This window comes from Pradoshia sp. Z4_20, assembly GCF_058216035.1.
Map to the genome: position 1 here is coordinate 192436 of NZ_JBZAJD010000004.1, position 14505 is coordinate 206940.

At 32.2% G+C, this 14505-nt stretch carries 15 protein-coding genes; 3 read left to right on the plus strand and 12 right to left on the minus strand.

From position 1 onward, the window contains the following. Positions 1-6: 6 nt before the first annotated feature. Genes AC4BHP_RS12305 through AC4BHP_RS12315 form a run of 3 tightly spaced genes read right to left on the minus strand, consistent with a single transcriptional unit; the run spans position 7 to position 5371 of the window. The gene (locus AC4BHP_RS12305) at positions 7-1359 is read right to left on the minus strand and encodes a TniQ family protein (protein WP_490552491.1); all 1353 of its coding nucleotides are present in this window, start codon (positions 1357-1359) and stop codon (positions 7-9) included. A gap of 2 nt (positions 1360-1361) precedes the next feature. Further along, complete coding sequence (locus AC4BHP_RS12310; protein ID WP_490552494.1) at positions 1362-2558, minus strand: TniB family NTP-binding protein; 1197 nt, start codon at positions 2556-2558, stop codon at positions 1362-1364. Positions 2559-2572: 14 nt separating this feature from the next. Continuing rightward, the gene (locus AC4BHP_RS12315; RefSeq protein ID WP_490552496.1) at positions 2573-5371 is read right to left on the minus strand and encodes a TnsB C-terminal domain-containing protein; all 2799 of its coding nucleotides are present in this window, start codon (positions 5369-5371) and stop codon (positions 2573-2575) included. Between the two features lie 326 nt (positions 5372-5697). On the opposite strand from AC4BHP_RS12315, the gene AC4BHP_RS12320 reads away from it, so the two are divergent. Continuing rightward, entirely contained in the window at positions 5698-6183 is a 486-nt protein-coding gene (locus AC4BHP_RS12320) for a helix-turn-helix domain-containing protein (RefSeq protein ID WP_490552498.1), read from the plus strand. Here the strand turns inward: AC4BHP_RS12320 and AC4BHP_RS12325 are convergent. Continuing rightward, positions 6178-7509: a TniQ family protein gene (locus AC4BHP_RS12325; protein ID WP_490552500.1), complete on the minus strand. Its 1332-nt coding sequence runs from the start codon at positions 7507-7509 to the stop codon at positions 6178-6180. The genes AC4BHP_RS12320 and AC4BHP_RS12325 overlap by 6 nt on opposite strands. Positions 7510-7833: 324 nt before the next feature. On the opposite strand from AC4BHP_RS12325, the gene AC4BHP_RS12330 reads away from it, so the two are divergent. Then, positions 7834-8142: a hypothetical protein gene (locus tag AC4BHP_RS12330; protein ID WP_490552502.1), complete on the plus strand. Its 309-nt coding sequence runs from the start codon at positions 7834-7836 to the stop codon at positions 8140-8142. A 48-nt stretch (positions 8143-8190) separates the two neighbouring features. Further along, positions 8191-8442, plus strand: a complete 252-nt coding sequence (locus tag AC4BHP_RS12335; RefSeq protein WP_490552504.1) for a hypothetical protein — start codon at positions 8191-8193, stop codon at positions 8440-8442. Positions 8443-8816: 374 nt separating this feature from the next. On the opposite strand, the gene AC4BHP_RS12340 is transcribed toward AC4BHP_RS12335, so the two are convergent. The 8 genes from AC4BHP_RS12340 to AC4BHP_RS12375 all read right to left on the minus strand — a co-directional run bounded on the left by AC4BHP_RS12340 (position 8817) and on the right by AC4BHP_RS12375 (position 14447). Then, on the minus strand, positions 8817-9713 hold the full coding sequence (locus AC4BHP_RS12340; RefSeq protein WP_490552505.1) for a hypothetical protein: 897 nt from the start codon (positions 9711-9713) through the stop codon (positions 8817-8819). Positions 9714-10041: 328 nt separating this feature from the next. Next, positions 10042-10578: an RNA polymerase subunit sigma gene (locus AC4BHP_RS12345; RefSeq protein WP_490552507.1), complete on the minus strand. Its 537-nt coding sequence runs from the start codon at positions 10576-10578 to the stop codon at positions 10042-10044. 199 nt (positions 10579-10777) lie between these two features. Beyond that, positions 10778-11209 (minus strand): hypothetical protein, encoded by a 432-nt coding sequence (locus AC4BHP_RS12350; protein WP_490552509.1) that lies wholly within the window; start codon positions 11207-11209, stop codon positions 10778-10780. 132 nt (positions 11210-11341) lie between these two features. Then, a complete protein-coding gene (locus AC4BHP_RS12355; RefSeq protein ID WP_490552511.1) occupies positions 11342-11686 on the minus strand; it encodes a cupin domain-containing protein in 345 nt (114 codons plus the stop codon). 160 nt (positions 11687-11846) lie between these two features. After that, positions 11847-12764, minus strand: coding sequence for a sigma factor regulator N-terminal domain-containing protein (locus AC4BHP_RS12360; RefSeq protein WP_490552513.1), 918 nt, complete (start codon positions 12762-12764; stop codon positions 11847-11849). Then, complete coding sequence (locus AC4BHP_RS12365) at positions 12764-13255, minus strand: RNA polymerase sigma factor (RefSeq protein WP_490552515.1); 492 nt, start codon at positions 13253-13255, stop codon at positions 12764-12766. The genes AC4BHP_RS12360 and AC4BHP_RS12365 overlap by 1 nt, the downstream gene beginning before the upstream one ends. A gap of 306 nt (positions 13256-13561) precedes the next feature. Next, positions 13562-13915 (minus strand): hypothetical protein, encoded by a 354-nt coding sequence (locus AC4BHP_RS12370; RefSeq protein ID WP_490552517.1) that lies wholly within the window; start codon positions 13913-13915, stop codon positions 13562-13564. 154 nt (positions 13916-14069) lie between these two features. Next, positions 14070-14447 (minus strand): hypothetical protein, encoded by a 378-nt coding sequence (locus AC4BHP_RS12375; RefSeq protein WP_490552519.1) that lies wholly within the window; start codon positions 14445-14447, stop codon positions 14070-14072. Between the last annotated feature and the right edge of the window lie 58 nt (positions 14448-14505).

Here is a 14505-nt window from a genome sequence, read left to right on the forward strand (position 1 = left end):
CGTAAATTACTGTCCATTTAATTCTTTAATAATATTTTTTAATGCCTCATTTACCTGGGGAATTCTGAATATTCCTGGTTTATCAAGTTGCTTTTTTATATGATGCGTATTTACTTTTTTCCCTTGATTAGATAATTCCATTGCAATATCCCTTACTTCCAGAACCAAATTCTCTATTTTCTGTTGTCTCTCTCTCTTTTTTTGGAATCTATACTGATTATATCTAAATTGAATAATTTCCGCTTCATATGGAAAATGTTCTTTAAAGCTGGTTATTTTTAGTCTCTTTTTTATACTTGTTAAAGACGGAGGAGGATACTCTTCTTTTATAATTTTATTTATTAATTCTAGCTTTTCTTTTAGTATTTCGTCAGTTGTAGGTAAAGGCTTCTTTCTTGACGTATACTCTATAAACTTTGAATATCCTTCTAACATAGTCATACTTTTAGCCTTTAGTTGTGTTACATTAATATTGTTTTCAAGTAAATCAACCAGTGAAATATCAAATTTATAACAAATAAATAGCAAACTCTCTATACTTGGTCGTGTTTTATTTGAATACCATTTTTGGGCTGTTTGCTTATTTACACCTATCTTTCTAGCAAACTGATTTCTATTTCCATCTGAAACAGTGTCAATTAGACTCTTAAGAATTTTGTTGGTATTTATTTCCCGCAAAACAGATGGAATTCTACTAATCATTTTCCCCAATTCTTCTACTTTAAATATTTCAAATCCTACTTCCTCTTCTGAAAAAAAAGACGACTTAAGTTCGAGAGAACCTAACCAGCTTTGACACTCAGAGCAATACCCTGGAATATACCTTAAATTAAATTTGATAGGCGTTTTTTTACAAACGTTGCAAATCGTATGGAGGGGCACTTTGTGTTTTAAACAAACCTTTACTTCTTTCATAGACCAAATTAAGGGATCATAAAAAAAATCATTATTGTTCCTCTGTTCTATTAAACATAAAGAACACCATTTTGCATTTGAATTAAACACATAAGGATCACAATATACATTTTCCCAATTATTCAACGTTAAATATTCCAAATCATTCCGTTGAGTAAGTATATTTAATACCTTCACAATTTTACGAGACCATTCACCAAAACTATATAACCTTCCTGAATAACTCCAAAATTGCCTTTTAGTAAAGTGTATTTTTGGTGTATATTGTATATTCATTTGTTCAACAAGAAAGCTAACCATATCACCCAATCTTACTGAATGGGCTACTGCTAATCTTGCTATATAACTTTGAAGTGACTCTACAAATGGGGTACCAACCTCAATTGGCTCTAATCTATAAAACATATCACTTAGAGGCTTGTCTATCTCATTATTTGCATACAATTTTAACCACCCCATTCATCATCATTCATAACTCTTTCCTCCGGAGGTGTTATTGAATCCCTAGAAGGATTCCTCTCTCCGGGTTTTCTCTTTGACTTCTTATCCTTTTTCCTCTGGGCAACAACAACACTTGTTATTGTACTTGGGATTGATGTAATATCTTCTTCCTCCACATAATCTTCATATTCTTTAAACCCTAACAAACCCATAAGTTCCTCATTGGTCGTTTTTACTTCTAATTTTTGTTCTTCTTTAATAACAATCTTAGCAATTTTTTTACAATCATCTAAGCTCTTTGCATATTTTTCAAAGTGACTTAATTCAAGTGTCTCCAAATCAGGATTTTTCTTTACTTCATATATATATGTTTTTTCTAACAATTGATTTAAGTTACCTATACATCCTATTGATCTTGTATAAAAGAACTCCCAATTATCCACTAATTGTGGAGTTCTGGGTAATGGGAGACGATTTTGAAAGGTCAATAAAGCAGTAATAAACATTTGAATCTCATTTGGTTTATAGCGAGGAAAATGCTTATTAAATCCCCTTTTAATTAATTGATCACTTTTGTTGATTAAGTTGGTCAAATCATAATTCCCTAATAATACAATCGGGATACCCGACATATTTGTAAGGGATTTCACGATATTCATTTGTTCCTTTTCATTTGAAGTACGTTTTACCAATGCGATACTTTGAGCCTCATCTACTATAAGTACCTTTGTTTTACGTTCTTTCAGAGCTTTAATTACAGCACTTTTAAGGATATCAATCCTTTCGCTACCTGATACTGTCATTTTTTTAATACCATCTACTTCGATTTCCTTATAGGCCACTTTCTTTTCAATCAATATCTCGCCCATCTTTTCTAAAATTTGAGTGTAAAATTGTTTCCAATTAAAATTTCCCGTCTCTGGCGAATGGGCTTCAATCTTGACAACTGGTATAAAGGAGGGGTCTTGGTATATTTGGGCTTCATACCGTTTTTCAATTTTTTCAACCAATTTTGAACCGAAAAAGGTTTTACCAACACCCGTAGGACCGTAAATAAAAATTAGAGATTCAGTAATGGGATTTTCAACTATTTCCATAACATCATTGAATATCTCAATCAACTTTGGATGACTGATAGATAAACTTTCTACGTAAGCGATTCGTTTTTCTATAGAAGCCTTAATTAATATTTCTTTTTCCACCTGATTTCCCACCACTAAAACTCCTCATAACCGTCAATTTCGTTACTTTTTAGCTTTCCAAGAAAATTAGTCAAGTCAATATCTGCCTCAGTATTTTTATCCTTGTTTTTTCCTTTTCTCCCATCCCTCTCCTGCTGTCCTGATATATCGGTAATAGACTCTTCCTGTTGTCCTCCACCTTTAGATATATCTGTGTTCTCATTAGTTAATTGCCCAGTTTTCTTCTTTTGCTTTAAATCCAACATTTTTTCCATCTCTCTGTCTTTCTTCCGTTGGTACTCAATAGCTTGAGTAGTTTCTGCTCTTTCTAAAAACTCTGCTATAGCGATATCAGATATTCTTTCTTTTTTTCCATTAGTTTTGTTCCTTTGTTTCAACTCTATCGAAATTAACTCAATCTCTTTCTCTGTTCTACCGTCTAATAACCTAAAATAATGTTGCGATCTTAATTCAACCCATACTCTATTCACAAAAGCATAAGCTCTTCCCATATTAAAAGGATCATATCGCACTAACACTTCCTTTTTATGAAATGAAGGACTTGAAAATTCTTGACACCAATAATAAAATCTATTTATTTTTACACCACTACCAACTTGAACAAGCCTTGTACTATCAATGGTCGGAGTTGGCATAGAGAGCATTCGAAAGGTTTCATAGTCCGTTATATAACTATTTCTCCTTTTACCTGTTGCTAAAATATTTTCCGAATAAAATTTATCGGGACTCGTCCCTAATGTTGTATGGTGGGAATTATTGTAAACTTCATAAAAATATTCTTCCATAACTTGATAAAAAGCAGGCAAGGTCCAAACTGCATTGTTCTTTGGGTTTGTGCTTTTAGTGACTTGTCGCACATTCTTGGTCTGTTTGGTATTACCAACTAAATTATGAATAAATTGTTGATTATTCGTTAAAAATAAACGTTCTAATACATTACCATTACGCGGTTCGGCTGGTGGTCTATTTTTCTTTAATGTTTTACACCATAATAATAATTGTTCAAAGTAGACACTTTGAAAATCTTTCCCATTATCAACCACTATAGATGAGGGCATTCTTTTGTATTTACCTACCATTTCTCGAAGTACCATCATTGAGGATCGATAACTGGGAGCATCAAATGTTAGATAAAAAGCTAATATTTTTCTAGAAAAAGCATCAACTGCTAACGTAAGATAGGGTTTTCCTAAATTGTCTAATTCTTCTGTTACCAATTCAATATCCAATTGAGTATGGTCAATATGTACTACTTCAAAAGGTCTGCTTCCGTGAACAGGTACAGTTTCATCTAAATAGGGGTAGAATCTCTCCTTTGAATCATATGCAGCTCTATGTCCCTTACGTTTCAATGTTTGCTCGTAAATAGGTCGTTTTTTTATCTCATTAGTAAATGTATTTAATGAAGGAGGTTGATACCCTTTCTCAAGACATTTCTTAACTAACTGGTTATAAACGGTTTTGGTATTTTTTTGCGTAAAGTTTTCATAAACTTCATCAATCATTTCTCCCATTAATTCGATTACTTCTGTTTCCACTTTTCTGTTTCTATTTCCTCGAAGATGCTTCTTGTTGTATAACCCTACCAAACCAAACCCATATGTTACTTCTGCTTCTTCATACTTTTCTAACCATCTGTATAATGTACGTTCTGGGATTCCAATATCCTCAAATTTTTCTCCTTCTATAGCTCTTCTTACATATTCATATCTAATTAATGCTTCATTTATAACATCCTTTTCAGCTGACAATAAGAGGGCCTTCAGTTCTTTATCTTCTTCTGATTCTATATTCGATTCAATTCCTTTTATATATCCTTTTTCAATCATACTGTGTATGTAAGATAATTCAAAATCCGTATTTTTACCGTCTTTCTCAACAATCACTCTATCATTGATTACCATTTTGATTTCTACCAATTCCGTACCCCACTGCATTATGGTTCCACTGGCTATATTTAAAGTGTGGATAGAAAAATCTACTTTACGTGGAGATGGTTGACCAGATAGAATTCTATTTGCTCTCATCGCTGATGCCGACGGGAATAACTGTAGTTTTTTCGGATTTTGAATTTCGTCATTGTATATGTCGATTACTATCTCATTGTTAGCTATCAACTGATAAACATCGTCCACCGTATATACTTCCTTGCCCTCTTTTGCTTCATTTATTAGCTCTATGAGAAACATAGATGGCTTCGAATGAATCATTTCCAATAAGAAGGTCTTAATATCATCAGAAACTTGACCAGGCATTTCTAAATATTCCTTTAGAAACATAACGTTTTTCTGAAATGTCCAACTTATGCCTTCAGAGGAACGAACTCGAAAGGATAAGCCGTATTCTTCAGCAGCCTTTTCTGCTGGAGGCATTCTCCATTTTCCTTCATTATCTTTTATAAATAAGTGTGGTCTTTCTAAAGCTAACCGCTTTAGCTCATCTTCTTGTTTCCACTCTTCCCAACCAATCCAAGATTCTTCAATAACAAAGAAATCAGGTGTATATAGATGACCTCCTTTTTTTCCATTTTTCTTTATATAATGAAGCTTCAATTGGTTTGGCTGATCATAATATTCAAGGACATTATCATCTATCTCCTTTTCCCATATCCCAGCCAGTTCTAATTTATGACTTTCAAATTGAATTCCTACCCCCATCTTTTCACTTGAAAATATCCCCGAAATATTACCAGCTAACCTTGATCCTTTAGTTCTTCGGACAGGATTTGATGTTCTAATTTTATTTATTATAGATAAAGCTTCATTTGACAAACTCTTGTTAGAAATCCAATCTTCGAAATTTTCCTTTTTCATAGAGACACCCACTTTTAATAGATTTTATAAGTAAGGAGTTGAAAATGATTAAGATTAAAGACGCAAAGTTGTCGAGATGCCTTTATTAATTGTAGTTTAACGACAATTTTTCTATAAAAAAAAACGGGTTTTCCAATTTTATTCTAATCAAAATTTAATAATTAGAAAATTAAGTAAATTGTATACCAAATTATCCCACTTGTAAAATGATAATTTGCTGTTAAAATACATTAATTTTATTTTAATTTATATATTTTTATTGATAAAAAAACGTTTTTTTTGTAATCTTAAAAATAACCAAAAAATATAAATAGGAATGATGATAAATGAAGATGAATATTGGGACATTTATCAAAACACTAAGAAAAGAACGAAAATTAACCCTAAAAGAGCTTGCTTCTCTATCAAAGATGAGTTTTTCACAAATTGCCAAAATAGAGAGAGGCGTTCATCTTCCATCAAGGGAAACTATAAAAAAACTTGCATCTGCCCTGGATATTAATCAGGAAGAATTATTAACATTGGCAGGATATATTCCTCATAAAACCAATTTAGAAAAGTACGATATATCACCGGAAATTAGATATAATGCCTTAATAAAATACAAGGGGACTTGTCAAATTTGTGGTGCTAAAGCTCCTTCCACTCAAATAGATGTATTTTTTATAAATCCGTTCGTTAAACCAGCAAAAAACAACATAGATAACCTAATCACATTATGTAGTCAGTGCAACAATGCTAGAAATAAACTTATAAAAGAAGTAGGTATAGATTGTGATTACTTATTTAAAAATAAAACATCGTTTTTATAAAAAAAACTTATATTCTTCTATAATCTTCTTTAAATCCATATATCTTTCTTTAAGAATTTGTTCCTGAAGAACTTTTTGCCCTAATAACACTTCCATTCTTCTATAACTTGGATATTCCTTTTTTTGAATCAGATAGAAAAATATTTCATCAATTTTTCCGACTAAATTGCTAAAACGCTCATTTTTCTTATTGATAATATATTTTTTATTCTGTTCAATAATTTTTTTACACTCAACAGGAAAATTCTTTGGAAGTAGTGTTCTATCACAACCAACCATTAGAGAAATACTTTTAATAGAGATAAATATATTTTTATCTAAGATATAATGAAGTAATTTGCCAATAGATTGCTGATCAAACCTTTTTTTTTCATCTCCCTCCCTTTTCCTTGTATTACCAATCATTATCTTGTCTTTTATCTCATTTTTCGTCTCTTTTAGAAAAAATTCCTGCAACGAAATGCTCAAAGTAATACAGATTTCCAAAATAGCATTAATAGGAGGGCGGTTAATTCCTCTCAACCAATATCTAAAGGTAGTAGGGCTAAACCCAAGTCTAGCGGAAGCCTCCATAACCTTATCACTAAAAAAATTAGTTAAAACCCAACTTAATGAACAAGATACCATTTCTCTTTTTAGTTTTATTTCTTTCTCCTCTAAAACCCAATCTAATAGGTCTCGAATTAAATTTGCTTGTTCAATTAGCTTATCTATTTCCTCACTATCTTGATTACTTCCATCACAATCATAATTATTCTCACCTAACCAACTTAAACATTTAGAACAGTAACCAGGTATAGAAGACCTGTCCAAAAAATATAACTTTGCTTTACAGAAAGGACATTTAACCTCCAACTTCCTGTTATGCTTTGAACAAGCTTTTACTAACTCAAAACTCCATAGCAGAGGTTCATATACCACCCCATTTGACTTCATTTCTTCAAAACAAGTAGGACACCAAGCTTTTTTATTTCTTAAAAGTCCCCTAGTCGGAAAAACTTCCGCAAAACAAAGCATTGTTGTATTCTGTAAGTCATCTCTCGTGGTTAAGGAGTTCATAACTATTACAAAGTCTCGAGCTAATTGGCCAACTCCATTTATTGCATTAGCTGATTTGTAAAATCCATCACCTCCATTTTTGGCTATATTTTTTAAATAAGTCTTATCCAAATCTGGTGTCAAAATCTTCGAGACTATTGTACCTGCAAGTATAGAATGTTGTTTAGCTAGTCTATTAATATAACTGGTAAGTGACTCAATATAAGGAGTATTACTATTTTCTGGTTCTATTTTGTATAAGAGACTTCTCCCCTTATGTTCAGCCATAACGGAAATCCTCCAGAATAAATTTGATTACAATTATCACCAACAATCTTTTGTTTTATTCATAACACGCCTACTTGTTATCCTTCAACATTTATATAGACAAATGGTTTTGCTCACAAATTTATTATCCTGTAGGTAAAACGTTGAAATATTAACCTTTCAACAAACGTGGCAGATTAGCGGAAGAAGGATTTCTACAAGCAGTAGTTTTATTAGAGATTAGTTTTACAAATCATCGTCATCGCAAGAAATTACAAAATCCACAAAATAGACAACAGGTTAAAGACATATATTGTCGAATCCTTACATCAAGGAGGTGTGAAAATGCGTACATTTATCACAGTAGACAAAGCAAGAGAAGAAATTGAATGGCTTACGAATTATATTGAACTAGCTGAGAATTACAAGGCTGATACAATTGATAAGTTGATGTTAAGGGAATATGCCTATTTAGGAAGCACTCAAAGGGTAGCTGAAGAATTGAGCAGAAGAAGAATTAAAATTAACAAGCGTGATGTAATACCACAGGATGTAACAGCAGTAATTCGATCTATAGCGAAAGATGACCTTCACAAGATTATAAAGCGTGGGTTTAATTATAAATATAAGAATAAAGAGAGAAATAAAAGGTGATTAATCCCTTTTATCGAATGTATATGGTAAAAGGGAGGGTTGATAATTATGGATGTACAGGCTTTTGAGGTTAAAGAATTTGTAGTTCCTGTTGAGGTTTCACCTATATATGCAGATAGGAGAGAAGTAAAGTCAGTTAAGTATATGTGGGTTTTAAAGTTGGCAAAAATAAACGATACTTATTTTGGATCAGCTATTTGTAGAGATGCAAATAGTAAAGAATGGGCTGATTTAGAAACCCAGAGCGAAGAAGAAGCAATAAAAAAATTGAGAGAACACTGTAAAAACAACTCAAGATAACTTACTGTCATTTAACAGTGTTGCATCCTTCTAAAGGGTTCCGTTTTGAGATTCATTTCTAAAAAAGCTCCGAAATGACAGTCCTTTTGACATCGTAAATGGCATATAAATCAAAGAAAACTCGCTCCTAAAATGGCGAGTTTTCTTTTGTTATAAATACTTCTTATTTAACTAAAGCCCCCGTTAGTTTAAGTACATTTCTTCACAATAATTCAAAAGAGAAGCTCCTTAATTAGCCCTTACCACTCTTGCAGCTATAGACGCTTATGAAAATCCTAAAATAAATAGAGGCCTTGTTAAAAGCAAAAAGCGTAATCTAATAATCTGTAATAAAAACCGCTTACCCAATTTTAAGTACGAGCGGTTTTTATTACCTAATTTACTTTATGGAATAAATTTAAAGACTCTTCCACAAAAGAAAGTTCGAAATTTCCAGCAAATTGAATCTCATAGTGTCTTTGGTTGAATGAGGTCACGGCTAAATATAGGCCCTCCTGGTCTTTATAAATTGTCCAATTCATTTTGTTTATGTCTAATACATCCTGTTCCATTGGGGTTTTTTTGTTCTTATGAAAAGCAGAATCGAGAGGTATCTTATTCCTATACTCTAATACCAAAATGGAATTTTCGTCTTGTTCAGGTAACAGATAAATCATCTTGACCGAATCATAGTTTTCTAAGGAATTTAATAAATTTAATTGATAATTGTCATCGTTCGTAAAGGCATAAAAATCAGGGAAATTTTTCTTTGCGTTGTTAAACGCTATGGATAATTCATCTGTGTCTGAAACTGCACTTTGAATAGTATCAGGATTTGTTTCTGTTACCTCTTTATCCTTTTTAAACAGCAAATAGCCTTCTTTATTTGCTCCATCTTCATAATAAGCACCTTTGGCTGCGATGAGGGATTTGTCTTTCACATCCATCTGATAAATAGGTCCAGGTGGTACTTCATTAGAATCCCCAGATCTCTTAATCGCCCAGTCTCCTATCCGCTTCACTTCTCCAACCTTTTTCCAATGAGAGCTTGATTCAGGCACTACTCCACCAGTCTTCATATAATAATATCCTTCAAAAACAATATAAGCATTCTGTTTCTCACTTTCTGTTACCACTTCTACTTCTTTTACTCTGTTGTTTTGTTCTTTTCTTTGTACTGATTGAGCATTCTCTCCTTTCTTTTCAGCCGAAATACTCTCAAAAAAAGCAAAGTATAGAGTTGAAAGTATGGCTAAGAATAGAACAATCCATACACCTATTCTTTTATTCACGATTCTCCCCCTTTCCTTTATACGAATAAGTATACATTAAAAAAATACAAATATGGGTTTATTTGTAAAATAATCATTCGGAATTAGTTGGGTTGGTAAAGGGTTTGGTAATTCGAAAAATTCATTCGAATAAAGGAGTTAATAAGTAAACTAGCCATTTCAATTCATAAGCCAGACCATCAATTTTTTACTTAATATCCATATCTCCACTAGTAACACTGTTTCATTTCATTTGTAAAAGTGATACCCATAGATAGGACATCTTCCCGAACCCCTGTACTTTTTGAATCATTATTGAGCTCTGTTTGAGAACAACCAAATGAAAGATCTATTGAATTGGTGTAAATGCTACTTGCCAAATTCCATCTTTATTTTTAATCATCTTAAACCCACTTTTCCCTTTGCCAGAATCATATTCAATATAGCCTTCGTAATTATTCGTCTGTATGAATTCTCCTTTGTCTATATTTTTGAATTGTTTTTTGACCTGTTCACTAGTTCCTCTGTCAGTTACGGGAATTTTTTCATCTTCTTCTTTTGACCATTGAATATACTCTTTTCTGTCTGTATATAAAGCATACTGAGCATCAATTTTTTTATCTAATTTTGTTTGAACATATAACTTCGCAATACTGATAGGTTCTAACCTCCTTAAATGTTCTTGATTTAAATCTTTTTGAAAATCAGTATAAACTTTCTCCTCCTCCTTAGTTAGTTCAAAAAGGTTAAATTCAGCGGCAGAGCTATCAACAATTACTTTATTCTCAACTGTCTTATCTTCTTTGATATCTGTTTTCTCAAAATTACAAGCTGTTAATAGGATTGTTCCAGAAATACAAGCAATACCTAAATATTTACTAATCATTTCTCCTTTTCCTTTCCTATTTCATTTAGATCTGTCTCTAAACAGATCCTTCACTCATTTGAAGTTCAACAGAAAAAGGCATTAATCCTCCTTTGGATCAATGCCCCAATTAGTTTCTTTGTACCAATTCTTTTCTATCCTATGTGTAATCATCCTGCTCTAATCCATATTTAATCTTTTGAGTTAATATAAAATCTGCTCATTTGGTATAATTTCGATTAAAAGTTGAAACCAATTGATTAAAGGTATCGAGAGCAGCCTCTCTTTTCTCTTTGCTTTTATTGTATTTGGGATTACGAGTAAATACAACCTCATCATAGGCTATGCGTATTTCACCCAATGTATCGACAAATACCATCTCATTATCTGAAAAAGTTTTATAATCATTGTTTTCAACACAGACTACTTTCAATTCATAAGCCAGATCATCGATTTTTTCCTTAATATCCATATCTCCACTGTTAACGCTGTCTTTCATTTCATTTGTAAAAGTGATACCCATAGATAGGACATCTTCCCGAACCTTTGTACTTTTTGAATCATTATTGAGCTCTGTTTGAGAACAACTAGTCGCGAGACCCACTGCCATAATTAACACACAAAATTTTAGAGTTAGAATGTTTTTTTTCATTATATTCATCCCACTATCATTTGGTATTTCTTTGTTTTATTTATTCGATAACCTTATTGAGTTAACCTGCTCCTTTAGTAAAAAAGTGACTGCTCCTAAAATTGCACCGTCAACAACAAGTCTTAAATATTTTTATCCTATTGGGTTTACCAATCCCTCTGACTGAAGGACTAATGCTGTTAATCCCAATTCACTTCCACTAATATGCCCTTCATCTTTATTCCAGAAAACTCCCTGTCCATTTTTAATTGTCACTCTTTGTTTATTTTCTCCTTCTACCCATCCTTGGCCTTCAACTACTAAGAAAAGCTGCGGTACTGGTGCTTTGTGATAACCAACAATACCTCCTTGCTCTATGGTGATAAAGCCTATATTAGTAGGTGTCTCTGTTTTCATAAACTTTGAATAGAAAGAAGATACAGAGTTATAATTATTAATTTTTTGAGCTACCTCTTTTCCAAAATTAAAAATTTCCATACATTCATCCCCTGTAATTTTTCATTTCTATGTTTTAACTATTCGACAATCTTATTGAGCTAACCTGCCCCGTTTCAACAATAAGGAATTCAACAAAAAAGAGCTTTAATCCTCCTTTGGATCAACGCCCCTGTTAGCTCTATAAAGATATACATATTTATTACTTTTCAGGTTTAATGTAAGGAACAATTTGTGCTGTGGCACCGACGGAAGCACCACGAATGAAATTTTGATTTTCTAGAGCTTTGAAATTTTTCGTTTGCCCAGTGAGCATTACTCCTAGTATTCCCACATTATCAAATGATTTGTTTTTATTTTTATTTAAAAAGTCCTGAATCATATCATCGTCAGCACTATATTGCTCTAGGTCATCAATAAAACTGTTATACCTTGCTCTCGGTGAATCAGAGGGATCATATCCAAAAACCGGCATTCCAGCTGGTCCTTTACTCTCATCCATAATTTCTGAGGTCATATATAACCATACAATGTTTAAATTATCGGGTATTTTTTCTTCTATTTCTTGAAAGGTATACGGTTGATTGAAAGAAATGGCAACTTCTGCAACGTGATTATCCATTTGCGAAATTTCCTCTAATTCATTTGGAACACCTCTATAGTAATTTTTAATGGACGGATGATAAAATGTTGCAACTTTGTTTTTTGTTTGTTTGTCATACTCATAAAGATTTGTATCAGACCAATAAAAGCCCGGTGTTAATTCGTTATGATCTATTTGTTTTCGAATCCAATCATACGAACTTGTTAGTGTGCTCCATTGAACTACATATCCATTAATATTTTTAGAACGATTTGTTATAATGTTTCCACCAAACATTGAAGAATTATTTGTTACTTGAGAATCGATTTTGATATTAGGTTCGGCAATGGCATTATGTAAAAATAGTGCTTCGTGCAGGCTTGTCGAACTTTTCGCCGCGAAGTAATTACCTGTTTTATAGAGTATTGGTAATAGAATTGGTAATAGAATTAATATGACAATGATTGAAGTAGTAATGATCTTTAAAAGTTGTTTTCGTTTAGCCTTTTTCAATGCTCCATTTAATGAATGGTCCATTATCGTTTTCCTCCTACTTTTGAGTAGATAAATTTGCGTGCACGATATAGTTTTTGTTTAACACTGTCTACTCGAATATCCAAAATAAGAGCAATTTCCTCATAAGATAAATCATAGTAATATTTTAAAAAGAAAATTTCCTTGTATTCTTTTTTTATGTCCTTTAATAAATAAATAATCTCATCCTTATTTAAAATCGTGTCGATTTCGCAATCAACGTGCTGGAGCTTTGAATAGATTTCTTCGGTTAAGTAAATGTTCTGTTGCTCTTTTTTTCTTTTCAAGTCAATATATTCGTTAAGTGATACTCTAAAAAACCAAGGACGTAAATTACCTTCCGTTAGGTCATCCAAAATGGCGTAAACTTTGTAAAAGGTATTTTGAATGATATCTTCTGCATCTTCTTTCTTGGCCCCTTTCATCAGTAATAATACGAACACTTCCTCTCCCAAATTGATAAGATAGGAGGCTAATACATCTTCCCTTTTCATAATTTTTCCTCCCCATACTTATACAACGAATGAAGAATAATAAATGTATACACTTATATAAATTTAAAAAAATAATTCTTCTTTACTTCATCGACAACTTTAATAGCCTCCTACCAAACTAACTAGTAGGAGGTTACTGCATCCTCACAAAAAGGGTTAATAACTTGGTTACTTCTACATATAGCATTTACCCTAATTTATGCATATTTCCTATAGAACTAAACTGCCCCTTTTCTACAATAAGGAATTCAACACTAAAAGGCATTAATCCTTCCTGGATCAACGCCCCCTTTAGTTCAACAACCCTTAATCATTTTTGTTGTAATCTTCTTCAGTCATTTTTGCTAAACTTCCATTTTCTCGCTTTACGATAATAACCTTACTATCTTCGTTAGAAGCGTATATCTCATCACCTACTCCTAAAAAATTTGAAGATAGATTTTCTTTAGGCTTAACCTCCTTTTCTACCCTTTTTTGTACTTCACCAATTTTTTCACCAGGGGTAACTTCATTATCTTTAATATCTCCTTGCCAGTAATAGTCCTTTTCATTCACCATTAATATACCTGCATATGAATCGTTTGATGAAGAACTACTACATCCTCCGAGTACACTCAACACTGAAAGCAGTATGATAGTAATAAAAGTTATTTTTTTCACTATAAAAAGTTCCCCTTTTTTTAATAGACGACAAGTTAATCAAATCGTTTCATTTTTATATCTTATTGTACTAACCTGCCCCTTTAGCTGCATAAGAAGTTCAACAAAAAAGAGCATTAATCCTTCTTGGATCAATGACCCCGTTAGTTGAATACTATCCTTTTATTCTGGTGGCGGAATTGAACTCACTAATTCCTCTCATAATGCCTCTTATAATTAACTGCCCTAAGATATAAACAACAGAAATGAATATAATTGCGAAGTCTCTTCCGAAAGGTTTAAACCAACTTCCATCATCAACAATAAAAAAATAGCCAAACAACAAAGAAATAACTGTCATTATAAAATTGACTCCAAGATACAAAGGGAATTTTATGTTTCTCGATGTTATGCCTACAACAATTATGAACAATAGAAATACGGGAAATAAGAAAACAACATCGTGCTCCCCAAGATGACAGTAGTTATATTCGTATAAATGAAATAAGAATGGAACTGGAATAAGTGCTAAAATGATTTTAATAAAATTCATTTTATGTATGCCTCCATATAATCTAAGTTAATATTATTATTTCAACATCTTTGTCAGG

Coding starts and splice junctions, on each gene's coding strand:
- AC4BHP_RS12315 (WP_490552496.1), bottom strand. CDS start 5,371: ATGAAAAAGGAAAATTTCGAAGATTGGATTTCTAACAAGAGTTTGTCA.
- AC4BHP_RS12320 (WP_490552498.1), top strand. CDS start 5,698: ATGAAGATGAATATTGGGACATTTATCAAAACACTAAGAAAAGAACGA.
- AC4BHP_RS12325 (WP_490552500.1), bottom strand. CDS start 7,509: ATGGCTGAACATAAGGGGAGAAGTCTCTTATACAAAATAGAACCAGAA.
- AC4BHP_RS12330 (WP_490552502.1), top strand. CDS start 7,834: ATGCGTACATTTATCACAGTAGACAAAGCAAGAGAAGAAATTGAATGG.
- AC4BHP_RS12335 (WP_490552504.1), top strand. CDS start 8,191: ATGGATGTACAGGCTTTTGAGGTTAAAGAATTTGTAGTTCCTGTTGAG.
- AC4BHP_RS12345 (WP_490552507.1), bottom strand. CDS start 10,578: ATGATTAGTAAATATTTAGGTATTGCTTGTATTTCTGGAACAATCCTA.
- AC4BHP_RS12350 (WP_490552509.1), bottom strand. CDS start 11,209: ATGAAAAAAAACATTCTAACTCTAAAATTTTGTGTGTTAATTATGGCA.
- AC4BHP_RS12355 (WP_490552511.1), bottom strand. CDS start 11,686: ATGGAAATTTTTAATTTTGGAAAAGAGGTAGCTCAAAAAATTAATAAT.
- AC4BHP_RS12360 (WP_490552513.1), bottom strand. CDS start 12,764: ATGGACCATTCATTAAATGGAGCATTGAAAAAGGCTAAACGAAAACAA.
- AC4BHP_RS12365 (WP_490552515.1), bottom strand. CDS start 13,255: ATGAAAAGGGAAGATGTATTAGCCTCCTATCTTATCAATTTGGGAGAG.
- AC4BHP_RS12375 (WP_490552519.1), bottom strand. CDS start 14,447: ATGAATTTTATTAAAATCATTTTAGCACTTATTCCAGTTCCATTCTTA.